The sequence below is a fragment of the Pseudofulvimonas gallinarii genome, from assembly GCF_004343305.1.
GTDB classification, from domain to species: Bacteria; Pseudomonadota; Gammaproteobacteria; order Xanthomonadales; family UBA2363; genus Pseudofulvimonas; species Pseudofulvimonas gallinarii.
In genome coordinates, this window is the sequence record NZ_SMAF01000005.1 from 25968 (window position 1) to 49803 (window position 23836).

At 68.3% G+C, this 23836-nt stretch carries 16 protein-coding genes and 1 tRNA gene; 9 read left to right on the top strand and 8 right to left on the bottom strand.

Annotated features, from left to right (window positions below; all coding sequences use genetic code 11):
• Positions 1–14: 14 nt before the first annotated feature.
• The 4 genes from tilS to EDC25_RS04830 all read left to right on the top strand — a co-directional run bounded on the left by tilS (position 15) and on the right by EDC25_RS04830 (position 3652).
• The gene (gene tilS / locus EDC25_RS04815; RefSeq protein WP_123521624.1) at positions 15–1322 is read left to right on the top strand and encodes a tRNA lysidine(34) synthetase TilS; all 1308 of its coding nucleotides are present in this window, start codon (positions 15–17) and stop codon (positions 1320–1322) included.
• A gap of 32 nt (positions 1323–1354) precedes the next feature.
• Positions 1355–1618, top strand: a complete 264-nt coding sequence (locus EDC25_RS04820; protein ID WP_123521623.1) for an exodeoxyribonuclease VII small subunit — start codon at positions 1355–1357, stop codon at positions 1616–1618.
• Between the two features lie 16 nt (positions 1619–1634).
• Positions 1635–2516 carry a polyprenyl synthetase family protein gene (locus EDC25_RS04825; RefSeq protein WP_240639632.1) on the top strand — a complete coding sequence of 294 codons (882 nt, stop codon included), beginning with the start codon at positions 1635–1637 and terminating at the stop codon, positions 2514–2516.
• 110 nt (positions 2517–2626) lie between these two features.
• Positions 2627–3652 carry a DUF11 domain-containing protein gene (locus tag EDC25_RS04830; protein WP_132577273.1) on the top strand — a complete coding sequence of 342 codons (1026 nt, stop codon included), beginning with the start codon at positions 2627–2629 and terminating at the stop codon, positions 3650–3652.
• A gap of 46 nt (positions 3653–3698) precedes the next feature.
• Here the strand turns inward: EDC25_RS04830 and EDC25_RS04835 are convergent, their stop codons facing one another.
• Positions 3699–4943: a DUF819 family protein gene (locus EDC25_RS04835; protein ID WP_123521620.1), complete on the bottom strand. Its 1245-nt coding sequence runs from the start codon at positions 4941–4943 to the stop codon at positions 3699–3701.
• 124 nt (positions 4944–5067) lie between these two features.
• Entirely contained in the window at positions 5068–6024 is a 957-nt protein-coding gene (locus tag EDC25_RS04840; RefSeq protein WP_123521619.1) for a LysR family transcriptional regulator, read from the bottom strand.
• A 146-nt stretch (positions 6025–6170) separates the two neighbouring features.
• Between EDC25_RS04840 and aceB the strand changes: the two genes are divergently transcribed.
• Both aceB and aceA read left to right on the top strand, forming a co-directional pair.
• Positions 6171–7775 carry a malate synthase A gene (gene aceB, locus EDC25_RS04845; protein WP_123521618.1) on the top strand — a complete coding sequence of 535 codons (1605 nt, stop codon included), beginning with the start codon at positions 6171–6173 and terminating at the stop codon, positions 7773–7775.
• Between the two features lie 51 nt (positions 7776–7826).
• The gene (gene aceA / locus EDC25_RS04850; RefSeq protein ID WP_123521617.1) at positions 7827–9122 is read left to right on the top strand and encodes an isocitrate lyase; all 1296 of its coding nucleotides are present in this window, start codon (positions 7827–7829) and stop codon (positions 9120–9122) included.
• A gap of 97 nt (positions 9123–9219) precedes the next feature.
• Here aceA and EDC25_RS04855 read toward each other — a convergent pair whose 3' ends face one another.
• A complete protein-coding gene (locus tag EDC25_RS04855) occupies positions 9220–10278 on the bottom strand; it encodes an amidohydrolase family protein (RefSeq protein ID WP_205984923.1) in 1059 nt (352 codons plus the stop codon).
• 223 nt (positions 10279–10501) lie between these two features.
• Positions 10502–11635, bottom strand: a complete 1134-nt coding sequence (locus tag EDC25_RS04860) for a hypothetical protein (protein ID WP_132577274.1) — start codon at positions 11633–11635, stop codon at positions 10502–10504.
• A 182-nt stretch (positions 11636–11817) separates the two neighbouring features.
• Between EDC25_RS04860 and thiD the strand changes: the two genes are divergently transcribed.
• The gene (gene thiD, locus EDC25_RS04865; protein ID WP_123521651.1) at positions 11818–12624 is read left to right on the top strand and encodes a bifunctional hydroxymethylpyrimidine kinase/phosphomethylpyrimidine kinase; all 807 of its coding nucleotides are present in this window, start codon (positions 11818–11820) and stop codon (positions 12622–12624) included.
• A 36-nt stretch (positions 12625–12660) separates the two neighbouring features.
• Here thiD and EDC25_RS04870 read toward each other — a convergent pair whose 3' ends face one another.
• The 3 genes from EDC25_RS04870 to hisS form a co-directional block, all read right to left on the bottom strand.
• Positions 12661–13923: a DUF1444 domain-containing protein gene (locus EDC25_RS04870; protein WP_132577275.1), complete on the bottom strand. Its 1263-nt coding sequence runs from the start codon at positions 13921–13923 to the stop codon at positions 12661–12663.
• 198 nt (positions 13924–14121) lie between these two features.
• Entirely contained in the window at positions 14122–16014 is a 1893-nt protein-coding gene (locus EDC25_RS04875; RefSeq protein WP_123521614.1) for an HAL/PAL/TAL family ammonia-lyase, read from the bottom strand.
• Positions 16011–17396 carry a histidine--tRNA ligase gene (gene hisS, locus EDC25_RS04880; RefSeq protein ID WP_123521650.1) on the bottom strand — a complete coding sequence of 462 codons (1386 nt, stop codon included), beginning with the start codon at positions 17394–17396 and terminating at the stop codon, positions 16011–16013. The genes EDC25_RS04875 and hisS overlap by 4 nt, the downstream gene beginning before the upstream one ends.
• Positions 17397–17521: 125 nt before the next feature.
• Here hisS and EDC25_RS04885 point away from each other — a divergent pair.
• Both EDC25_RS04885 and mfd read left to right on the top strand, forming a co-directional pair.
• Positions 17522–17598: transfer RNA gene (locus EDC25_RS04885), tRNA-Pro, on the top strand.
• A 207-nt stretch (positions 17599–17805) separates the two neighbouring features.
• Entirely contained in the window at positions 17806–21288 is a 3483-nt protein-coding gene (gene mfd / locus EDC25_RS04890; RefSeq protein WP_123521613.1) for a transcription-repair coupling factor, read from the top strand.
• Positions 21289–21297: 9 nt separating this feature from the next.
• Here mfd and EDC25_RS04895 read toward each other — a convergent pair whose 3' ends face one another.
• Positions 21298–23835 carry a serine/threonine-protein kinase gene (locus tag EDC25_RS04895; RefSeq protein ID WP_132577276.1) on the bottom strand — a complete coding sequence of 846 codons (2538 nt, stop codon included), beginning with the start codon at positions 23833–23835 and terminating at the stop codon, positions 21298–21300.
• Position 23836: the final 1 nt, after the last annotated feature.

The following is a 23836-nucleotide window of genomic DNA, read 5'->3' on the forward strand; positions in this document are numbered from 1 at the left end:
GACAACGGCCCGGCATGGACATCCTCCGCGACATCGCCCACGCACTGGCCGGCCTGCCGGCCGGTCGCCTGCTGGTCGGCTTCAGCGGCGGCATGGATTCGACCGTGCTGCTGCATGCGCTCGCCGCGCTGCCTGAAGCCCGTGCCCGCGACCTGCGCGCGATCCACGTCGATCATGGCCTTCAACCCGACAGCCGCCGCTGGGCGGAGCACTGCGCCGGCGTCTGCGCCGGCCTGGGCATCCCGATCCTCGTGCAACGCGTGCAGGTGACCGTTGAAGGCGAGGGCCCGGAAGGCGCCGCGCGCCGCGCACGCTGGCAGGCCTTCCGCGAGCAGGCTGGCCACGACGACATTATCGTGCTGGCCCATCATCGCGACGACCAGGCGGAAACCGTCCTGCTGCGGCTGTTGCGCGGCGCCGGGCCGACCGGCCTGGCGGCGATGCGGATGTGGAGCGAACGCGACGACGGACTGCGCGTATGGCGGCCGCTGCTCGCGACTCCACGCGCGGGCCTGGAACGCCATGCACGACACGCCGGACTGGCATGGCTCGACGATCCGGGCAACGCGACCGGCGAATATGACCGCAACCACCTTCGCCACGACATCCTTCCCGCGCTTCGCCCGCGCTGGCCGCAGGTCGATGCCGTGCTCGCTCAGGCGGCCGAGCGCATGGCCGACGCGCAGGCGCTGGAACTCGCTGTCGCCGGACAATGGCTGGCCCGGGCGACTACGCTGCGCCCCGAAGTGCTGGCGCTTGCCCCCCTGAGCGATGCGCCGCGGCCACAGCGCTGGGCGACCTTGCGCCTGTGGCTGCAACGGCTCGGCGTGCCCGACACCGGCGCCGCGCGCCTGGCGCAGATCGACCGCGAAGTGATCGGCGCGGCCATCGACGCCGATCCCCGACTGCTGCTGGGCACGCATGTGCTGCGCCGCTTCCAGGGCCATCTACATCTGTTGCAGGCGGGCGCGGATTCGCCGCTGGAGTACCGCATCGACTGGGATGGCCGCGGTGTGCTGGCGCTGCCAGACGGTTCACGGCTGGCACTGGATCCGCCACCTGTGCAGCCGCTTCCGCTGAGGGTGTCGTCGCGTCGCGGCGGCGAACGCCTGCGCGTGCATGAGCAAGGCCCGCGACGCGAACTGCGGCTGCTGTTCCAGGAACTCCGCGTGCCGACCTGGGAGCGTGCACGCTGGCCGGTGATATGGCAGGCCGGTGAAGCGGTCGCCTTCGCCGATGTCGTCCTCGCGGGCGCGTTTGCGCGCCAGCTCGAAGCACAGGGCATGACCCTGCGCTTCACGCCCGCGGGCGCCCCCCGTTGACCGCCGCCGGGCGCACGTTTACCTTTCCCCGCATGTCCAAGACCCCGACCGCCACTCCCGCGCAGGACGCCTTGCCGGTTGCCGAATTCGAGAATGCCCTGGGCGAACTCGAAGGCCTGGTGGCACGGATGGAAACCGGTGAGCTCAGCCTCGACGACTCGCTGGGCAATTTCGAGCGCGGCATCGCGCTGTACCGGCAATGCCAGCGCGCGCTCGACCAGGCCGACCTCAAGGTGCGGCAACTGCTCGATGCCGCCGATCCAGACAGCGCGGTCGCCTTCGATCCCGACGCCTGACCCTGCGCCTGCGCCCGTGAGCAATCCGATCCAGTCGCTGCGCCAGCGCTGCGACGAACACCTCAGCCGCGTCCTGCATGCCGGCAGCGGCGTGCCACCCCGACTGCTCGACGCCATGGGCCACGGCGTGATGGCCGGCGGCAAGCGCCTTCGCCCGTTGCTGGTGTATGGCGCCGGCCAGGCCTGTGGCGCGCCCCTCGACCATCTCGACGCGGCCGCTGTCGCCATCGAGCTGGTGCATGCCTACTCGCTGGTCCATGACGATCTTCCCGCCATGGACGACGATGACCTGCGCCGGGGACAGCCGACGGTCCACAAGGCCTACGACGAAGCCACCGCGATCCTCGCCGGCGATGCCTTGCAGGCGCTGGCCTTTGAAGTCATCACGCGGGGCGTGGACGCCGGCGCCAGCGCCGACGTGGTGCTGGCGCAGTGCCGCGAACTTGCCCGTGCCGCCGGTGCGGCCGGCATGGCCGGCGGCCAGGCACTGGATCTGGCCATGGTCGACCAGTCGCCGGACCTCGACTCGCTCAGCCACATGCACAGCCTCAAGACCGGCGCGCTGATCCAGGCCGCGGTCCGCCTCGGTGCGCTCGCCGGCGACGCAGGGCCGACGCAGCAGGCACGACTCGACCGCTACGGCGCCGATATCGGCCTGGCATTCCAGATCCAGGACGACGTGCTTGACGAGATCGGCGACGTCGCCGTCACCGGCAAGGCGGTTGGCGCCGACCGCGAACGCGGCAAGCCGACCTACACGGCGCTGCTCGGCGTCGAAGCCGCGCAGGCGCGCGCGCAGGAACTGCTGGCACGCGCCCTGAAGGCGCTGGAAGGCCTGCCCGGTGACAGCACGCTGCTGCGCGCCGTCGCCCTGCAGTTGGTCAATCGCCAGCACTGAAGCCCGTCCCCCCGTCGTCAGGACCGGACGTGCGCTGCATCACGGTCACAGGTCGGCAACGGCCCTAGGCTGGCAGCAGCCAATGCACCGGATCAGCCTTGGGAGGGGTCATGAGAATCGTTGCTGCGGGAATGCTGGCCTTGGCCAGCGCATATGCGGGTGCGGCGGAGGTGACGGTCAAGAACGATTCGCTCACCGATTTCGGTACCGCCGCCATCGTCTGGGGATTCGTCGAAGGCGAGAAGGCCGCGTCCTGGCTGACTTCGCCCTGCAACGGCACGCTGCGGGCGGTACAGATCTTCTGGCGCTCGCCAAGCGGCACCAGCGGCCAGAGCATCCACGATTCCATCGAGATCTTCCGCAGCGGCACCTTCCCGACGCCCGGGGCGCTGGTGGAAACCATCGCCGGTCCCGTGCTCGCGGACGGTGCCCTCAACGAGTGGCGCTACGTCGACGAGAACAACCTCGTGCCGCTGGCAGTGGACGTCGCCGAAAACGAAACCTTGGTCGTCAGCTTCACCTTCGACCATGAGCCGGAGCAGCTCGTCGCGCCCAGCGTCGTCCGGGATTCCGACGGCGTGCAGCCGAACCGGAACGGCCTATATGCAATGCTCGCCCCGGGCACGTACATGTGGTTCAACTCGGCCTCCCTGGGCGTGGCCGGCGACTGGGTGATCCGTGCGGTGATCGACTGCCCCGTCGTCGATCCGGAAGCCGATGTCGCCGTCGACATGACCGCGGACGCCGAAGGCTACACGCCCGGTCAGCCCTTGACCTATACCGTGGTGGTCGACAATGCCGGTCCGGCCGCGGCCACCAGCACCACCATCGTCGACGTCTTCCCGGCGGCGTTCACCAGCCCGGCCTGGACCTGCACCCCGAGCGGTGGCGCGACCTGTCCGGCCAGCGGCAGCGGCAACATCACGCACGTCATCAGCCTGCCTGCCGGCGGTTCGGCGACCTACGAGATCACGGGCACCGTATCAGCCAGCGCCAGCGGCACGCTGAGCAACAGCTTTTCCGCCGTGGTCGGCGGCATCATCGATCCGGAGCCGTCGAACAACACGGTGACGCTGGAACTCGAGGAGCTGCTGGACGACGACACCGTTTTCGCCAACGGATTCGAGGACGGCTGAGTCCTCCCCGATCCCGCCGCAGCCACGCCCGGCGAGTCGGGCGCGGTCAGGCTCCGGCCAGCCAGCGCAGGATCTGGCCGAGCAGGTAGGCCAGGTAGGTGCCGGTCGCATAGCCGACCGTACCGAGGAGCACGCCGACCGGCGCCAGGCTCGGATGGAAAGCGGCGGCCACCACCGGCGCCGACGCCGCGGCACCGATGTTGCCCTGCGAACCGATGGCGAAATAGAACAGCGGCACGCGCAGCCAGCGCGCCACCAGCCAGATCAGCAGGATGTGCACCAGCATCCAGATGGCGCCGAGCAGGAACAGCCAGGGCTTGTCGAGCAGCGCCGCCAGGTCCATCTGCATGCCGATCGAGGCGATCAGGAAATACAGCAGGATGGAACCGATCTTCGAGGCACCGGCACTTTCCAGGGCGCGCGCACGCGTGAAGCTCAGGCACAGCCCGAACGTCGTCGCGAGCACCACCACCCAGACGAAGGCGGAATCAAGGCTGAAACGCGCGGCCCAGGCGACGTTGCGACCGAACCAGCCCGCCAGCGGTTCGGCGATGAGATGGGCCAGCGCAACGAGCCCGAAGGCAACGCCGACAATCACCATCAGGTCGGCCAGTGTCGGGATGCGCGCGTTCTCCGCCTGGTAGCGCGCGACGCGCTCACGCATCTCGTCGAGCGCGCGGGTGTCGGCACCGGTGCGGCGGTCGATGCGCTCTGACTGTCCGGCCAGATAGAGCAGCACCGCCATCCAGGTGCTTGCCACGGCGACGTCCACGACCGCGAACTGTCCGAACGTCGTCGCGTCGACGTTGAACACCTCGCGCATGGCGACCATGTTGGCGCCGCCACCGATCCAGCTGCCGGCCAGTGCCGCCATGCCGGCCCAGGTGTCGCCAGCGACGGTTTCCGGATGGATCCAGCCCATGACGATGAAGGCGATCGGACCGCCCAGGAAAATACCCAGGGTGCCTGCGAGAAACACCAGCAGCAGCTTCGGCCCCAGGCGGATGATCCCCTTGAGGTCGATCGACAGCGTCAGCAGCACCAGCGCCGCCGGCAGGAACACGTCACGGGACAGCGGCTTGTAAATGCTGCTGTTGAGACCATCGATCAGGCCGGTGGTGTTGTAGATGGCCGGGATGAAGTAGCACAGCAGCAGGGCCGGCACGTAGGTGTAGAAGCGCTTAAGCCAGGATGTCGGTCCGGTCGCCGTCCAGAAGATCAGGCCGAGCGTCGCGGCGATGAGTCCGAAGACGACGATGTCGTTGCTGATGAGTGGGCTGCTGGCCGGCATCGGGCTGTCCGTGGGCTGTAAATCGGCCGGACAGTGTAGGCGGATGCGCCGCCAGCGTCACATCGACTGTGTTCGGTGTTTCGTTGCCGGATGGAAGGTCCCTGCCCCCGAGACAGGTGCACCGTCAGCGTTCGGAATGGCCAGGATCGGAATGGCCGCGGGTGAACAGGCCCGGCTTGACGAGGTCGACGAAGCGCCGCGCGTGCGGCGTCAGGACGCGGCCCTTGCGGACGACGACGCCGTAGCTGCGCTGCGGGAAATAGGCGCGAAGGTTGCGCACCAGCAGGCGCTCGCGGTCCGAGGCAGTCAGGCAGAAGCCGGTGACGATCGAGATGCCCAGGCCCATCGCGACGTACTGCTTGATGACTTCCCAGCCGCCCACTTCCAGCGCCAGTTTGTAGGGCACGCGGCGCTGCTGGAACACCAGGTCGACCAGCCGCCATGTCGACAGGCGCCGCGGCGGCAGGATCAGCCCGTGCGGCGAGATGTCCTCGAGCGTCGGCTCGGCGATCTGCGCCAGCGGATGGTCCAGCGGCGCGATCAGCATCGGATCGAAGTGGTACACCGGCTCGTAGGCGATATCGGGGGGCACTTCCAGCATCGAGCCGATCGCCAGGTCCACCTGGTCGTTCCGGATCAGGGCCAGGCCATCGCGGCCGGTGACGTTGTGCAGGTGGACGTGGACGCCGGGATGGCGTTCGCGGTTACGCCGCACCAGCGTGGGTAGCAGGTGCAGGATGGTGGACTCGCCGGCGGCGATGTTCAGTTCCCCGGTGTCCATGCCGCTGAGGGTCTGGCGGAGGGATTCGTCGATGCCGTCGATGCCCTCGATAAGCGGCCGTGCCAACTCGTAGAGGGCCATGCCTTCGCGGGTGACGCGCAGGTTGCGGCCCTGCCGCTCCAGCAGCGGCACCGCCATTTCCTCCTCCAGCGCACTCAACTGCAGGCTGACCGCCGACTGGCCCAGATAGAGCGCGTCGGCGGCCCGTGAAAGGGTGCCGAATTTCACCAGCGCGCAGAATGCACGCAACTGCTTGAGCCGGTTGCCTTTGTAGTAGTAACGGGCGGGTTGTGCGGGCATGCCGTTTCCGGATCTGCGGACCAATTCTGGCCATTACTTTAACATCGTCAAACTGTTTGTTTGAAACAAACGGTTTGTGAAAGCCGTTCCGTCAAACCTACAGTCGGGCTTCCGCCAACACCGGCGACGATTTCTGGATCCCGACCATGGCAGCGGATGCCTCGACCCCTTCGGATGCCCTGCGCATCACCGTTCCGGCCGGTACGGCCGGCCAGGACTGCATTCTGACCCCGGCGGCGAAAGCCTTTGTGGCACGCCTTGGCCGCCGCTATGAATCCCGCCGCTGCGCGTTGCTGGAAGCGCGGCAGGCCCGCCAGGCCGCCTGGGATGCCGGCGACCTCCCCGACTTCGATCCCGACACCCGGTCCATCCGCGAGGGCGACTGGCAGGTCGCGCCGATTCCGGAGGTGCTGCGCGACCGCCGCGTCGAAATCACCGGCCCGGTCGACCGCAAGATGGTCATCAACGCGCTGAACTCCGGCGCGCGCGTATTCATGGCCGACTTCGAGGATTCCTGCTCGCCGACCTGGGATGCGCTGATCCAGGGCCAGATCAACCTGCGGGACGCCGTCGACGGTCGCATCGAATACACCGCGCCGGACGGTCGCCACTACCAGCTCCGTGGCGGCAACACCGTGCTGATGGTGCGTCCGCGCGGCTGGCACCTGGAGGAGAAGCACGCGCTGCTCGACGGCCACCCGGTCAGCGCCAGCCTGTTCGACCTCGCCCTGTTCGCCTTCCACAACGCCCAGGCACTGCAGTCGCGCGGCCTCGGCCCTTTCTTCTACCTGCCCAAGCTGGAGCATGCCTGCGAAGCGGCGCTGTGGAACGACGTGCTCGACGACATCGAGGCCGAGCTGGCGCTGCCGACGGGCACGATGAAGGTCACCGTGCTGATCGAGACGCTGCCGGCGGCGTTCCAGATGCACGAGATCCTGCACGCGCTGCGCACCCGCATCGTCGGCCTGAACTGCGGGCGTTGGGACTACATCTTCTCCACCATCAAGACTTCGCGCGCGCACGCCGATCGCGTCCTGCCCGAGCGCGGCCAGGTCGGCATGACCGCACCCTTCCTCAAGGCCTATTCCGAGCTGCTGATCAAGACATGCCATCGCCGCGGCGCGCTGGCGATGGGCGGCATGGCGGCACAAATCCCCATCAACAGCGATCCGGTCGCCAACGAGGCGGCGATGGCGAAGGTGCGGGCCGACAAGAAGCGTGAAGCCGAAGCCGGCCACGACGGCACCTGGGTCGCGCATCCCGGCCTGATCCCGGTCGCGCTGGCCGAATTCGACCGCTGCATGCCGGACGCCAACCAGCTCGAGGTCAGCCGCGACGACGTCATTGTCGGCCGTGACGACCTGCTCGCCGTGCCGGCCGGCACGATCACGGCGGCCGGCTATCGCGCCAACATCGAGATCGCCGTGCGCTACCTCGCGGCCTGGCTGGACGGCCTGGGCTGCGTACCCATCCATCACCTGATGGAAGACGCCGCCACCGCCGAGATCTCGCGCAGCCAGCTTTGGCAGTGGCAGCACCACGGTGCCCGCCTCGACGACGGCACGCGGATCACCGCGGAAATGTACGCGGCCGTGTCGGGCGAAGTGCTCGCCGAGCTGCAGCGCGACCTGGCGCCTTCGACGCCGGGCTATCCACGCCTGGTCGAGGCGGCCGGACTTCTCGCCCGGTCGGTCAACGCCGACACCCTCGTCGATTTCCTCACGCTGCCGGCCTACGACCGGCTGCCCTGAACCCGCCCACCCGCCTCGACCACGCCCTTCCCAGGAACCAAGGACAAGATCATGACGACGACCCTGCCGACCTCCCAGCAGCTGCAGCTCGAATGGCGCAACAACCCGCGCTGGAACGGGATCACCCGTCCCTACTCCGCCGAAGACGTCGTGCGCCTGCGCGGCACGGTCAGCGTCGAGCATTCGCTGGCCCGCCGCGGCGCCGAACGCCTGTGGCGCTCGCTGCACGATCAGCCGTTCGTGAACGCCCTCGGTGCCCTCACCGGCAACCAGGCCATGCAACAGGTCAAGGCCGGCCTGCAGGCGATCTACCTGAGCGGCTGGCAGGTCGCCGCCGACGCCAACACATCCGGTTCCATGTACCCGGACCAGTCTCTGTATCCGGTCGACTCCGTACCCAGTGTCGTGCGCCGGATCAACAAGACGCTGCTGCGCGCCGACCAGATCCACCACGCCGAAGGCAAGGACGACATCGACTGGCTGGTGCCGATCGTCGCCGACGCCGAAGCCGGTTTCGGTGGCGTGCTCAATGCCTATGAGCTGATGGCGCACATGATCGAGGCAGGCGCCGCCGGCGTGCACTTCGAGGACCAGCTGGCCAGCGCCAAGAAGTGCGGCCACATGGGCGGCAAGGTGCTGGTGCCGACGCAGGAGGCCGTGCAAAAGCTGGTCGCCGCCCGCCTCGCCGCCGACGTCGCCGGCGTGCCGACGCTGATTGTCGCGCGCACCGATGCCATGGGCGCCGGGCTGATCACCAGCGACATCGACGGGAACGACAAGCCCTTCCTGACCGGCGGCCGCACCGTCGAAGGCTTCTTCGAAACCCGCCAGGGCATCGACCAGGCGATCAGCCGCGGGCTGGCCTACGCCCCCTACGCGGACCTGATCTGGTGCGAGACCTCGACGCCCGACCTGGAGCAGGCGCGCCGGTTCGCCGAAGCGATCCATGCGAAGTTCCCTGGCAAGATGCTGGCCTACAACTGCTCGCCGAGCTTCAACTGGAAGAAGAACCTCGACGAGGACACCATCGCGCGCTTCCAGAAGGAAATCGCCGCCATGGGTTACCGGTTCCAGTTCATCACGCTGGCCGGCTTCCATGCGCTCAACTATTCGATGTTCACGCTGGCACGCGGCTACAGGGAGCGCCAGATGGCCGCCTACGTGGAGCTGCAGGAAGCGGAGTTTGCCGCCGAGTCGGTGGGCTATACCGCTGCCAAGCACCAGCGCGAAGTCGGCACCGGTTACTTCGACCAGCTCAACCAGGTGGTCGCCGGCGGCCTGTCCTCGCTGTCGGCCCTGTCGGGCTCCACCGAAGAGGAACAGTTCCATCCTTCCGAAGCGGCCTGAGCGCTGGTCCCTTGAACCGATCGCGAAGCGGCCCGATGGCCGCTTCGCTGTTCCCGTCGCAACCGCCAGGCCAGCGCGGCGAGGTCGCGGGCGTCGGCTATTCGTCGCGTCCTTCCGCTTCGCCCAGCCGCGCCGGGCGCGAAGGCAGAACCGACATGAAGTTGTCATGCGCGACCTTGCGGGCAACATCTGGCGGCAGCGCGTCGAGCAGTGCGACAAACCGATGCATCGTGCGTTCCAGGCTATCGAAGCGGCCGACCAGATCGCTGCCGAGCATGAAACGGTCGGGATGCTTCCGCACCAGCGCCAGCCACGCACGCCGGGGATCGTCGTCGCCATCCAGGATGTGCGGCTCCAGCACCGACCAGGACAGGTCGATCCAGAGGTTGGCGTGTTCACTGAGCAGCGCGTCGATGGCCTCGACCAGGCCGGGCATGCGTTCCTGCCAGCGGTTGACCGTTCCGCTGGTACCGGCATGCGCCCAGATGATGCGCGTACGCGGATTGCGCTCGAGCGCATTGCGCAGTTCGTCGAGATAGATCAGGTCGCGTTCGCGCAACGACGTGACATTGCTGTGCAGGAGCACCGGCAGGTCATGTCGCGCCGCCATGCGGTAGATGCGCATCATCGCCTCACTGTCCGCCCTGGGCACGTCACCCTGCACCAGCGCGGTCAGGTGGTCGTGACGCGTCATGACCTCGCCGATGCCTTCCCAGAAATCCGGGTACAGGCGGATCATGTGCTCGATATGCAGGGTCGCGTTCTTGTCGTCGGGATTGATGCCGCTGAGGAAAGGATGGATGCGGCGGCGCTTCGATGCCGGCAGCGACCGGACCGCTTCGGCGAGGATGGCATCGGTCGCGCTGTACCAGTACAGCGGTGCGTCATCGCCGAGGTAGTAGCGCGGACGGCGCGGCTCGTTCTCGTGCCATTTCTTGGTCAGCGGCATGCCCATGAGGGCGACGTCACGGACGTTCGCCGCGTCCATCGCACGGAACAGCGATGCCATGCCTTCGCTGTCCTGGAAGAAATCCACATAGTGCAGGTGCGCGTCGGCGAAACGGTATGTCTTGCGCGCGGTGTCATCGGCCCGGATGGGTCCTGAACCAGACGCGGCGATCGAAACGAGCAGGAGAAAACGGCAGGCCATACGCATGCCGCTGATCATCGCCGCCCCAGCCTGAAAACGGAAGGAACGACGACCAACGCCGGGAAGCCGTCTGGCGAAGCCAGCCGGAGCAAGGAACTTCCAGGCAGGCAGACGAACGTCCGCAGGGTCGGGACGGCGAAATCAAGCCAGTCGAAATCGGTATCGCCGGCAGCGCAGCGCCCGGAAGCCATCGGGCCGATCACGGTTCGCCCGGCATGCGGGCGCCGGTTCAGAACAGCGCGGTGAGCAGCAGTTCGGTTTCGATCTGTTCGCCGCTGCGGTACGGCCGCAGGAACGGATCGATCTGGCCCAGGAAATAACTGGCCGGTGCGTAGCTGGCCGACAGGCCAAGCTGCAGGTTCGAGGTCAGCCGGCGGATGTAGCCGACGGCGTAGTTGTGGTGGGTGAAATCATCGGCCAGCGCGCGACGCAGCGCCGGCGAAGTCGGCGTCGGCTGCTGGCGCGTGGAATAGCGCAGGGCAAAGGTGTCCTTGCCGCTCGGCTGCCAGCGCCACTCGGCGCTGTAGATGGTCAGGTCACGCCAGCGGAAATCCGGGCTGGAACCATCGCCCAGCAGCGCAAGGAAGCTGTTCGGCAGGTTCGGGCTCAGGAAGGGCTGTACATCGCTGTACTGCACCTGCTCGATACCGAAGGACAGCGTCGTGCGCGGCGCGATGCGGTAATCGAGCGCCGCCGACACGGTCGCCGGCAGGTCGAACCGGCCCGGCTCCGAATACACACCGAGGTAGGTGTGGAACGCGTCCATGTCGATCTTCGACCGGTAGCCGAAGCGGTAACCCCATTGCTGGCCCAGCTGGCCGGCCATGCCGATGCGAACGCCCTGGCCGAACGAGGATTCCGTACGGCCGTGAGTGTCGCCGAGAACGCCCAGGCCCACTTCACTGCCACTAAAGGAGCCGAAGTCCCACGAGGCATAACGCTGGTAGGCGAAGACGGCGCCCAGTTCAACCTGGCCGAAGCGGGTCTGTGCGACCACGCCGGGACTGAAGATTTCCTGGCGCAGGCCAAGTGCGCCGATCTCGCTCAACTTGAGCGGTGCGAAGGCGCCATTGCCACCGCGGCCCAGTTCCGTGAAGGAGGACCGCGAGGATTCAAGACTCATGCCGAGACGACCATTGCCGAAGCGCGAACGCGAGGTGCCGGCAAAGGCCAGGCTCATCAGATCGGGCGCTTGCGTGGCGGGCCGTTCAGCCCAGTCGAACTCGGGTACGATGCGCGAACGGGCGTATTCCTGCCAGCTCGCCTGTGTGTGTTCAGCCACCATCGCCTGCTGCAGCAAGGCATAACCACCCGTCTCCCCGTTCTGCGCCAGGGCAGAAAAGGAAAAAGGGAGCGCGAGCACGAGGCCGGCGACTCCCTTGAAATGGTTTGCTGTTGCTACCGGCATACCCCTAGGAGATTCGGAGTTGAAAATGAGCGCTGTGGTGTACGGGCCACAGAATGGCGTGCGCGCAACACGCTGTCAAGCCCGATGTTGCAGGGAATCCGCATTTTTTGAGCCGAGAGATGTCTGAAAAAAACAACATGCTGCCAAACCGCCCTCGTCCCGTCGTCCTGACCATCGCCGGCTCCGATTCCGGCGGCGGTGCCGGCATCCAGGCCGACCTCAAGGCCTTCATGGCCCTGGGCTGCCACGGCCTGAGCGCGATCGCCGCCCTCACCGCCCAGAACACGCGCGGCGTGACGGCGATCCATCGCCCGCCGCGACGCTTCCTGCGCGCCCAGCTCGACGCGCTGTTCGACGATTTCCCGATCCAGGCCGTCAAGATCGGCATGCTCGGCACGGTGCCGGTCATCGAAACCGTCGCCGAGGTGCTTGCCGAACGCGCGGCAGTCAACATCGTCCTCGACCCGGTCATGATCGCCAGTTCCGGCGCCCGCCTGTCCGAACGCCGCGCCCTCGATGCCTTGCGCCGTCGGCTGCTGCCGCTGGCCGATGTGCTGACGCCGAACCTTCCGGAAGCCGAAGCCCTGCTCGGACGGCAGATCAACAACGAGGATGCGCAGAGCGAAGCCGCCTTGGCGCTGCTTTCACAGGTCCGTGGCGGCGTACTGCTCAAGGGCGGCCACCTGCCCGGCGACACCCTGACCGACCTGTTCCTGCAACGCGATGGCCAATGCCATACCTGGCAGCACCGGCGCCTGCCGATCGAAGGCCACGGCACGGGCTGTACGCTGGCGTCGGCCATTGCCGCCCGCCTGGCCCGGGGTGATTCACAACTCGAAGCGGCCGGCCACGCCATCGCCTTCCTGCAGCGCGCGCTCGGCGCCGCCTACCGCCCCGGCGCCGGCCCACTCCACGTCCCCGACGCGCTGCGTGCGATGGCGTGAGCTGCGCCCTCGCCACGCGGCGACCGGTGGCCGGCGTCAGGTCTCGGCCATGGCCCCTTCCATCACGGTGATCGCGCGCTCGCGCAGGTGCTGCCACTGCGCCGCATCGACCGCGCCAGCGACTGGATACCGCGGTGGTGCATGGACTGGTGCCTGCAGGAGTCCGGCGCAGATGTCGGCGAAGTCGTTCCATGTAACCAGGACGCCATCTCCGGTCGCGTCGGGCCTGCCTGCGGGAACGTCGGCGACCGCCACCAGATCGCTCTGCGGCAGCTCGGCCTCGCAGCCCGAAGGCCAGGTGCACCAGGTCCGCAAGCGGCCCTGATCTCCAGGAAGTTCCATGACGCCCGTCGTCGCGACGAAGACGTCCCGATCTTCGCTCTCGTGGAGCCACCGCAGCAGTTGTGCCTGTTCCGCGTAATCCATGGCCAGCCGCATGATCCGGCAATTGTGTGCGGCGACTTCCGCCTCGCCCGTCAGGACCGCAACCTGCCAGGCCTGCTGCGCGTCTTGCCGAAGTACCGCCGCCGACATGGGCCAGGGCTGCTCCTCATGGCACTTCGCGACATGGTCCATCATGGCCTTGCAGGCACGCTCGTGCGTGCCGTCGGCCGCGAACAGGAGGCCACGGTTACTGACTACATAGACCGCATCGGCCGCGAACGGGAGTTGCTGTCGCACCTTGTCCAGCAGCAGGAAGGATGCCTGGTAGCCGGGCTCGCCGTGGAGTTCGCAGAACCCGGCGGCGTCGCGCACCCAGTGCGGCGCAGGCAATCCTCGAAGATTGGCCATCGCCTCGACCATGACGGTGTCGACGTCCACGCCCCAGGTCTGGATATTTTCAAGGGTCACGTGCTGGACGTCGTACTCGTAGTCCAAGACCAGTCGGATGCCAAGGTCACCTGCCAGCGGAATCGCCGGTGGCCGCTCGTTCCTCTCGTGCCCGCGCAGTTGCGCATCGAGCGCGAAGAAGCTGTCATCGGACAGGACGCGGATGACCGGAAACACCCGGTTGCGGGCCATCGTCCACAGCTGCGGTGCGCGACGCGTGGCCGGAGCGGAAGCCATCATGCTCACGACATCCTGTACGACCTGGCGACGGCCGCCGCGTGGTGATACCTGGTACGCGCGCCAGACATTGTAGAGTTGCAGCCCGTCACCGTCCGGGCCCTGCAGTGTCTGCGCGTGAGGGTCGTAGGCCCAGGCGCCCGCACCAACGCGGGACAGTTCACGTTGCAGCAACGCCGCGAATTGGTGAATCGGCATCCGCAATCGCGCACAGCCGCGCCAGTGGAACATGCTCACGCTCCCTTACGGCGGACGCCCGCCCTGCCGGCAGGATACTAGCGCGAAGTTGAAACAAGACCACACCGTGACGACCGGCTTCATGCCCTTGGCGGCGCGCCAGTCGCGGGCAGCTTGTTGTTTCGCGCGAAAACTGACCCCGTTCGCGACAGGTCGTCGCGAACGGAACCGCCGGGAGGGCGCGCAGCCCGTCTACACGGAAAGCGGTGCGGACAGTGCGGCTTCGGCTTCGCGCACCGGGACGCCTCGCCGCACCAGATCGGCGGCGGTGGCCAGGTCGCCGGTGAGGACACGGTCGTAGTCGAGGAAGCTGATGCCGGACCGGCGGACCGCCGCGAGCACTGCTTCGGCGGCGGCGCCACCCTGCGCCGGTCCGCGCTCGCGCAGGTCGCCGGCGAAGGCCGCCAGCTCCTGCCCGAAACGTGCTTCGGCTTCCGGCGCCAGCGCCAGCGGCCGGTCGATCTTCGCCGCGAGGCGCTGCGGATCGGCGGCCAGCGCGCTGGCGGCATCGAGCATGCGCTGGCGCAGCTCCAGCGCCTGCGTGGCGGTGAACAGTTCGATCGCCAGCACCTGCTCGACATCACGCAGCATGGCCAGCAGATCCAGCGCGTCGGTCGCGCCCATGGACACGTGGTCCTCGGCGTTGGCGCTGGTCGGCACCGAATAGACGGCGGCCGGATGCGCGCGCGTGGCCAGCGCGTTGACCAGCGCGGCGGCGGTGTACTGGACGATCATCAGGCCGGAGTCTGTGCCTTCGGGATTGGCGATCAGGAACGGCGGCAGGCCGTCGCTGGTGGCCGGGTCGGTGAGCTTGGCGATGCGCCGCTCGGCGATCGAGGCCAGCACCGGCAAGGCGCTCTTCAGGTGCGCCAGCGCCAGCGCCAGCGGCATGCCGTGGAAGTTGCCGGCGGAGACCACGCTGCCGTCTTCCGGGAACACCAGCGGGTTGTCGGTCACCGCGTTGAGTTCGATCTCGAACACGCGCGCGGCGTGTGCGCGGGCGTCCTTCACGGCGCCGTGCACCTGCGGTACGCAGCGCAGTGAATAGCTGTCCTGCGGCTGCGCCTTCTTGCCGCCGCGGAACGGCAGGTTGCGCTGGAAGAACGCTTCGCGCCCGGCGCGCTCGCCCAGCGGCACCCAGCGCCAGCGCAGGTCGAAGTTCTCGCGCGAGGCCGCGCCGTCGGGCCAGCTTTCGGCGGACCAGGGATGGAAGCGCGGCGCCTGGTGATAGGGCTGGTCGATCAGGCCGCTGCCGTCGAGCAGGCGGCGCAGGTTGTCGGCGGTGGCGATCTGCCCGGGATGCGGCCGCGCCGCGTGCACGCGCGCATCCAGCGCCGCGCTGCGCGCGCAGAAGGCTTCCATCGACAGCGCCGCGGTGATGTCGGCGGTCTTGATCAGGCGCTCCATGTCGTCCAGCGCCAGCACGCCGATGGCCAGCATCAGCGTGGTGCCGTTGTTCAGCGCCAGGCCTTCCTTGAACGACAGCACCAGCGGCCGCAGGCCGATGGCGGCCAGGCCCTCGCCGGCCGGCATGCGTTCGCCGCGCAGGAAGGCTTCGCCGCGACCCAGCAGCATCAGTGCCTGGTGCGACAGCGGCGCCAGGTCGCCACTGGCGCCGACCGAGCCCTGCGCCGGAATCACCGGCAGCAGATCGGCGTTGAGGCAGGCCACCAGTTGTTCTAGCGTCTCGGCACGCACACCCGAGTGTCCTTGCAGCAGCGTGTTGACGCGGATGGCCATCATCGCGCGCACGACGTCGCGCGGCAGCGGTTCGCCCACGCACACGGCATGGCTCTCGATCAGCTTGCGCTGCAACTCGGCGACCAGGGATTCGTCGGCATCGGCGCCGGACAGGTGCGCCGGCCGCTGGCGACGCTCGCCGAGCAGCTTGTCGGCATTGCTGCCGAAGCCGGTGGTGACGCCATACAGCGGTTCCCCGCGGGCCAGCTGTTCGGCCAGGAAATCCGCGGTCGCGCGCACGCGGTCGAGGGCGGCGACATCCAGTTCCACGCGCGCGTCGGCGCGCGCGATCGACACCACATGCCCACGGCCGAGATCGCGGCCATCCAGACGGATCGTGCTCATGCGCGCGGCACTCCGGCCATCGCCCGCGCCTGGGCGATCTCCACTTCCAGCGTGGCCGCCAGCTCGTCCGCCGCCACCTCGAATTGGGTTCCCCTCTGCATGTCCTTGACCGAAACCACGCCCTTGGCCAGCTCGTCGCTGCCCAGCAGGGCGACGAAGCGGATGCCGGCGCGATCGGCATACTTGAGCTGCTTGGCGAGCTTGGCCGCTTCCAGCTGCGCTTCCACCGCGATGCCGGCGGCGCGCAGGCGCGTGGCCAGTTGCAGCGCCGGGCCGAGCAGGCTTTCGTCCATCAGTGCGACCAGCACCTGCACGGTGGACTCGGCGTCCTTGTACAGGCCCAACTCGCGCAGTTGCCAGAACAGGCGCGTGGCACCGATGGACAGCCCCACGCCCGGCAGACGCGACTTGGTGTAGTGCGAGGCCAGGTCGTCGTAGCGGCCGCCCGAACACACGCTGCCGATCTCGGGGTGATCGGTGAGGATCGTCTCGTAGACCGTACCGGTGTAGTAGTCCAGGCCGCGCGCGATGGCGAAGTTCAGGCACACGTGCGAATCGGGCACGCCGAAGTCGACCAGCCGGTCCAGCACTTCGCGCAGCTCAGCGGCGCCCTGTGCCAGCAGCGGATGCGCCAGATCGCGCTCCAGATCGGCCAGCAATCCGCGCGCATGGGCATAGCTGGTCGAGCGGGTGCCGACGAACGCCAGCAGGCGCCCGATGATGTCGTCGCCCAGGCTGAAGCGTTCGCGCAGGGTATCGCGCAGATACTCCGGGCCGCGCTTGTCCAGCTTGTCGACCTCGCGCAGCACCAGCGTCTGCGGTTCGCCCTCGGCGATGCCCAGCGCCGCCAGCACGCCACGCAGCAGCTTGCGGTTGTTGATCTGGATGCGAAAACCGCCGAAGCCCAGCTCGGTGAACAGGCTGTAGATCACCGCCGGCAGCTCGGCATCGAAACGCACCGGCAACTCGTCCTTGCCGACGATGTCGATGTCGCACTGGTAGAACTCGCGGAAGCGCCCGCGCTGCGCGCGCTCGCCGCGGTAGACGCGCTGGATCTGGTAGCGCCGGAACGGGAACGCCAGCTGGTGCTCGTACTGCGCCACGTAACGCGCCAGCGGCACGGTCAGGTCGAAGCGCAGGGCCAGCTCCGGCTCGCGTCCCGCCTCGCGGTCGCCGGTGGATTGCGCGAAGTACACCTGCCGCTCGGTCTCGCCGCCCTCCTTGGTCAGCAGCACCTCGGTCAGCTCCATCACCGGCGTCTCGATCGGCAGGAAGCCGAAGCGCTCATAGGTGGCGCGGATGGTATCGAGCAGGCGCTGGAAGGCGATCTGCTCGCGCGGCAACAGTTCAAGCGCACCCGGTAGGGTACGCGGCTGGACCAGGCTCATGGGCGACCTCGAGGGAATCGCGACAAGATTAGCAAATCCGGCCCCTCCCCCGGACTTCTGTCGCCGCCCCCGTTGCAAGCGCGTTCGGGTGCCACTATTATTCCGGGCTCGCCGAACGTCGGGGTGTAGCTCAGCCTGGTAGAGCGCTACGTTCGGGACGTAGAAGTCGCAGGTTCAAATCCTGTCTCCCCGACCATCCAGTTCAGGCATCCGACAGACCGGCCCCGCGCCGGTCTTGTTGTTTCCGGCGGACACGCACCGCCCTCGGTCCGGCGATGGCGGCCGGGGCAGCAGGCTAGAATCCCCGCGGCCGGGTCATCCCGGCGCTGACGTTTCCCGCACGGTGCCCGCCACCGCGTTGCGGGCGGCGGCGTTTTCCCGCTTCACACCGAACAGGTTCCGCATGAGTCCGATTTCCCTTCCCACTCCCAAGGCCGGCCAGCAGGTCGCCTGGGTGGCTCCGCCGCCGGGCGCGGCACTAGCACTTGCGCTGGCCGAGGCGGCACGTTCGCTGTCGGCACCCGTGCTGGCGATCACCGCCGACACGCCGGCCGCGCATGCCCTGGAAGCTGACCTGGCGGTATTTGCCGGCGACCTGCCGGTGACGCAGTTCCCGGATTGGGAAATCCTGCCCTACGACCTGTTCGCGCCACATCCGGACATCGTCTCGCGTCGTATCGCGGCGATGAACGCGCTGCCGCGCCTGCGCCACGGCATCGTGGTAGTGCCGGTATCGACGCTGATCCAGCGCCTGCCGCCACGCCGGTATGTCCATGGCCGCACACTGCAGGTGCAGACCGGCGACCGCCTCGACCTGGCTGCCGAACAGGAGCGCCTGGTCCACGCCGGTTACCGGCATGTGCCGCAGGTGACGGAACCCGGCGAATTTGCCGTCCGCGGCGCCCTGCTCGACATCTTCGCGATGGGCCAGGCGACGCCGGTGCGGATCGAACTGTTCGACGACACCGTCGATTCGATCCGCGGCTTCGATCCGGAAACGCAGCGCTCGACCGATCGCATCGAGCGCCTGGAACTGCTGCCGGGCCGCGAGTACCCGCTGGACGAACAGGCGCGAAAGGATTTCCGCGATGCCTTCTTCGACCGTTTCCCGGAAGCCGATCCACGCCGCGTGGAACTGCTGGTCGATCTCAAGGATGGACTGACGCCGGCCGGGCTGGAATCGTGGCTGCCGCTGTTCTTCGACAGCACCGAAACGCTGTTCGACTACCTGCCCGACGACACGCTGCTGGTGCTGGCGGGCGACATCCCGACAGCGGCGGCGCGGGTCGTCCACCAGGCTCAGGTGCGCTACGACAACCGCGCCCACGACCTGGTGCGGCCGATCCTGCGTCCTGACGAGCTGCTGCTGGGCGAAGAAGCGCTGCGCCAGCAGCTCAACCGCCACGCGCGCGTCGAGCTGGCCGCGGAAGATCGTCCTCATCGCAGCACGCTGGCGGTCTCGACGGCGCCGCCGCTGCCGGCCGCCACGCGCGGCGAGGCGCCAGGCGGCCCGCTCGCGTCGTTCCTGCGCAGCCATGCCGACCAGCCGGTGCTGCTGGCCGTCGATTCCACCGGCCGCAAGGAAGCGCTCGCCGAACAGCTGCGCGAACACGGCATCGACTGCGATGCGCCCGCCGACTGGGCCGATGTGGTGGCCCGCGTATCGCAGGCGGAGGGTGGCGCGCGCCGGCCGATGATCGCGCCGCTGCCGCTGTCCGGCGGCTTCACGCTGCACTCGCCGGCACTGGTCGTGCTCAGCGATGCCGAGCTGGCCGGCGAACGGGCGCGCCCCGGCCAGCGCCGCCGCGGCAGCACGACACGCGATCCGGAAACCATCCTGCGCGACCTCACCGACCTGGCCATCGGTGCCCCGGTCGTGCACGAGGACCACGGCGTCGGCCGCTACCAGGGCCTGGTGACGCTGGAAGCGGGCGGCATGCCCAACGAATACCTCGCCATCGAATACGCCGGTGGCGACAAGCTCTACGTGCCGGTGGCCAGCCTGCACCTGGTCAGCCGCTACACCGGCGGTTCCAGCGAGACCGCGCCGCTGCACACGCTGGGCAGCGAGCAGTGGTCGAAGGCGAAGCGCAAGGCGGCGGAAAAGATCCGAGACGTCGCCGCCGAACTGCTGGAAATCCAGGCGCGGCGGGCGGCCCGCAGCGGCGAACCGGTGCAGCCGGACCGCACGATGTACGAACAGTTCGCCGCCGGATTCCCCTTCGAACCGACGCCGGACCAGGCCGTCGCCATCAACGCCGTGCTCAACGACCTCGCGCAACCGCGGCCAATGGACCGGGTGATCTGCGGCGACGTCGGTTTCGGCAAGACCGAGGTCGCGCTGCGTGCCGCCTTCGCCACCGCCATCGCCGGCAAGCAGGTCGCGCTGCTGGTGCCGACGACACTGCTGGCCGAACAGCACTACCGCAACTTCCGCGATCGTTTTGCCGACTGGCCGGTGAAGATCGAGCTGCTGTCGCGCTTCCGAAGCGCCAAGGAAGTGAACGCGGCGTTGAAGTCGGTGGCCGAAGGCAAGACCGACATCGTCATCGGCACCCATCGCCTGCTGTCGCCGGACGTGAAGTTCGATCGCCTCGGCCTGGTCATCGTCGACGAGGAACAGCGCTTCGGCGTCCGCCAGAAGGAACGCCTGAAGGCGCTGCGCGCGGAAGTTCATCTGCTCACGCTGACCGCCACGCCCATTCCACGCACCTTGAACATGGCGATGACCGGCCTGCGCGACCTGTCCATCATCGCCACGCCACCGAAGGCCCGGGTCGCGGTGCAGACGCTGGTGACGCAATGGGATCCGGCGCTGATCCGCGAAGCCTTCGCGCGCGAGCTGGGTCGCGGCGGCCAGGTGTACTTCCTGCACAACGACGTCTCGACCATCGAAAAGCAGGCCCGCGAGCTGGCTGAACTGGTACCCGAAGCGCGCGTGCAGATCGCGCATGGCCAGATGCCGGAGCGCGAGCTGGAGCGGGTGATGGCCGACTTCTACCGCCAGCGCTTCAACACGCTGGTCGCCTCGACCATCATCGAATCGGGCATCGACGTGCCCACTGCCAACACCATCCTCATCAATCGCGCCGACACCTTCGGCCTGTCGCAGCTGCACCAGTTGCGCGGGCGTGTCGGCCGCAGCCACCACCGCGCCTTTGCCTACCTGCTGGTACCGGAGCGCAAGGCGATGACCGCCGATGCCGAGAAGCGCCTGGAAGCGATCGCGTCACTAGAGGAACTGGGCGCCGGTTTCATGCTCGCCACGCACGACCTGGAGATCCGCGGCGCCGGCGAGCTGCTCGGCGAGGAACAGAGCGGCCAGATCGAAGCGATCGGCTTCAGCCTCTACACCGAACTGCTAGAGCGCGCGGTGCGCGCGATCAGGTCCGGAAAGGTGCCCGACCTCGACGACACCAGCCATCACGGCGCCGAGGTAGAGCTGCATCTGCCGGCGCTGATCCCTGACGACTACCTGCCCGATGTCCACACGCGGCTGATGCTGTACAAGCGCATCGCCACCTGCGCCGACAACGACGCCCTGCGCGCGATGCAGGTGGAAATGATCGACCGTTTCGGACTGCTGCCCGACCAGGTCAGGAACCTGTTCGCGGTCACGGCGCTGAAGCTGCGCGCGACCATCCTCGGCGTCCGCAAGCTGGAATTCGGCGAGAACGGCGGCCGCGTGATCTTCAATCCGCAGCCGGGTTTCGATCCCCTGAACCTGATCCGCATGGTCCAGGCCGAACCGAAGACCTATGCCTTCGACGGCCAGGACAAGCTGCGCATCAAGGCGGCGCTGCCGGCGCCGGCGCAGCGCATCGCGGCGGCGCGGGTGCTGCTGGGGCGGTTGCACGGGGGCGATGCCGTCGACCTGGTCTCCTGACCGGACGGGTCAGCGGCGCTGGCCGGCTTCCTCGATGTCGGTGCGCAGCGGCTTGAGCCAGGCGTTGAACTGGTCGCCCGACACGCCCATCGCCGCGTAGCTGGCCTCGGCGTCGGCCAGCGCGGCGCGCGCGTGCGGCAGCCGCCGCAAAGCCAGCAGCGCACGTGCTCGACCGGCATGCAGCATCGCCTGCAACGACGGATTGCCCCCCTGCGCATCGAGGCGTTCCTGCACGGAAGCCAGCACCGCCAGCGCGTCGTCGCCACGGCCCATGCGCGCATAACTGCCGGCCAGCGCGATGCGCAGCGTCAGGATGGAAGGATTGTCGCCTCCGCCCTGCCCGCTGGCCATGGTCACGGCGCGATGCAGGGTTTCAGCCGCCTCCTCGTAACGCTGCTGGTAGAGGATGCTGGTGCCGAGGCTGCCGAGCAGCAGTGCGCTATCCAGCGATGCCTCACCATAGAGCTGGTCGCGCAGGCCGATCAGTTCGCGATAGGTTGACTCCGCCTCGGCATGGCGTCCCTGCGCGGTGAGGATGCTGGCGCGCGTGCCGAGCAGCGCGATGGCGTTGCTGCTGCCGCTCTGTCCGATGTCGAGCGCCTGCTGGATGGCCAGCGCGCGATCCGACGCTTCGCCCGCCTGGTCGAAACGGAAAGCCGCCATCAGCGTGATGGCGAGGTTGTTGTAGGCGTCGGCCAGCGCCTCGTCCGGCGTCGGCAGCAGCCTGTGGCGCTCCTCGATCACCGCCTGCTGGATGGCCAGCGCCTCGTTGAGCTGGCCCATGCCGCGCAGGATCTGCGCACGCATGCCCTGGCTGTCGTTGATCGCCAGCGCATTGCGCGCCGGCGCCCTGCGCCAGATCGCCTGGGCGTGGTCGAGATGTTCCAGCGCGCGGTCCGGCTGGCCACGCCGGTATTCGAGCTGGCCCTGCAACGCGTTCGCCCGCGCCAGCGTGTCGGCGTCGGCCTGTGGGCCGGATGCCGAAAGGATGCGTTCCAGCAGGGGCCGCGCACCTTCGGTGTCGCCCATCGCCAGGTACAGCTCGGCCACCATCAGCGCCGTGGTGTAGCCGGTGCCCGTGTCGTTGCGGAACTGCGAGAACAGCCGCGCGCTGCTGCGCGACAGGATCTCGCGCGCACTGACGTCGCCCTCGCCTTCGCGATCGGCGGCGACACGGAACATCAGTGCGATGTAGTCACGCACCGCGTTGCTGCGTTTCAGTTCGGTCTGCGCCAGTTCGCGTTGTTGCCGCTCGCTGTACGCGCGCTCCAGCGCCCAGGCCAGCGAAACCAGCAGACCGACCAGCAGCGCGACCACCAGCGATACCGCGACGGCATTCCGGGTCACGAACTTGCGCAGGCGGTAGGCCCAGCCGCGGCCGGACACCTTGACCGGTGCGCCGGCGAGCCAGCGGCGCAGGTCGTCGGCGAAGGCGTCGACCGTGGCGTAGCGCTGCGGCACCTCGACCGCCAGCGCCTTGCCGAGAATGCGGTTGAGATCGCCGCGCACGGCGGACAGGTAGCTGCGCATGGCCTGGCCGCGACGCGCCAGGCGCTGCGTCACCGTTTCGTCTTCGTCGCCGCCGCCGGCATCGGCGCCGCGAAGGATCGCCGTGCCCAGCGAAGGCACCGGCCGGGTACGCATGCGATGCTGCGCGGCCAGCAGGTCATGCCGGTCGACGTCATGCGGGAGCGCGCCGCTGACCAGTTCGTAGAGGATCACGCCCAGGGCATATACATCGGCGGCGACGCCGGCCGGCTCGCCCGCCAGCTGTTCGGGCGCGGCGTATTCCGGTGTGAATGCCATCAACGGTCCCGCCGCCGTCATCGTCAACTCGGCTTCGGCTTCATCGTGCAGCAACCGCGAAATGCCGAAGTCGAGCAGACGCACCACGCCCTGCTCGTCCACCATCACGTTGCCGGGCTTCAGGTCGCGGTGGACCACCAGCTGCGTGTGTGCGTACTGCACGGCCGCGCAGACATCGAGAAACAGCCGCACGCGGGCGCGCACGTCCAGCCGCCGTTGGTCGCACCAGCTGCGGATGGACTCCCCCTGCACCAGCTCCATGGCGAACCAGGGCCGCTGGTCGGCGGTGACGCCGCCGTCGACCAGTCGCGCCAGGTTGGGATGGCTGAGCCGCGCGAGGATGCGGCGCTCGCGCAGGAAGCGCTGCTGCACATCGTCGTAGTCGAAACCGCGGCGGATCAACTTGATCGCCACCGTCTGCGCGAAGCCGCCCTCCTCGCGTTCTCCGCGGTAGACAACACCCATGCCACCGCGGCCGATGCGCTCCCGGATGCGGAACGGCCCCAGGCGCTGGCCGAGCATGGCGTCCGTGGCGGCGCCACGGGGGCGGTCGTCGTCGCCATGCACCCATGTCGCGGTGCCGCTTTCAATCGCTTCGGCGTCGCGCAGCAGCGCTTCGGCGGCGGAAAGCAATGCCGCGTCGCCAGCGCACTGGGCGGAAACGAAATCGCCGCGGTCACCGGGCTGCCGTTCCAGCGCGGCGCGAACCAGCTTCAGCAGACGCGGATCGTCGAGGTCCATG

Bases quoted from the DNA above. Each gene is read 5' to 3' on its own strand.
- tilS (WP_123521624.1), top strand. From the start codon at position 15: ATGGACATCCTCCGCGACATCGCCCACGCACTGGCCGGCCTGCCGGCC.
- EDC25_RS04820 (WP_123521623.1), top strand. From the start codon at position 1,355: ATGTCCAAGACCCCGACCGCCACTCCCGCGCAGGACGCCTTGCCGGTT.
- EDC25_RS04830 (WP_132577273.1), top strand. From the start codon at position 2,627: ATGAGAATCGTTGCTGCGGGAATGCTGGCCTTGGCCAGCGCATATGCG.
- EDC25_RS04835 (WP_123521620.1), bottom strand. From the start codon at position 4,943: ATGCCGGCCAGCAGCCCACTCATCAGCAACGACATCGTCGTCTTCGGA.
- EDC25_RS04840 (WP_123521619.1), bottom strand. From the start codon at position 6,024: ATGCCCGCACAACCCGCCCGTTACTACTACAAAGGCAACCGGCTCAAG.
- aceB (WP_123521618.1), top strand. From the start codon at position 6,171: ATGGCAGCGGATGCCTCGACCCCTTCGGATGCCCTGCGCATCACCGTT.
- aceA (WP_123521617.1), top strand. From the start codon at position 7,827: ATGACGACGACCCTGCCGACCTCCCAGCAGCTGCAGCTCGAATGGCGC.
- EDC25_RS04855 (WP_205984923.1), bottom strand. From the start codon at position 10,278: ATGCGTATGGCCTGCCGTTTTCTCCTGCTCGTTTCGATCGCCGCGTCT.
- thiD (WP_123521651.1), top strand. From the start codon at position 11,818: ATGCTGCCAAACCGCCCTCGTCCCGTCGTCCTGACCATCGCCGGCTCC.
- EDC25_RS04870 (WP_132577275.1), bottom strand. From the start codon at position 13,923: ATGTTCCACTGGCGCGGCTGTGCGCGATTGCGGATGCCGATTCACCAA.
- EDC25_RS04875 (WP_123521614.1), bottom strand. From the start codon at position 16,014: ATGAGCACGATCCGTCTGGATGGCCGCGATCTCGGCCGTGGGCATGTG.
- mfd (WP_123521613.1), top strand. From the start codon at position 17,806: ATGAGTCCGATTTCCCTTCCCACTCCCAAGGCCGGCCAGCAGGTCGCC.
- EDC25_RS04895 (WP_132577276.1), bottom strand. From the start codon at position 23,835: ATGGACCTCGACGATCCGCGTCTGCTGAAGCTGGTTCGCGCCGCGCTG.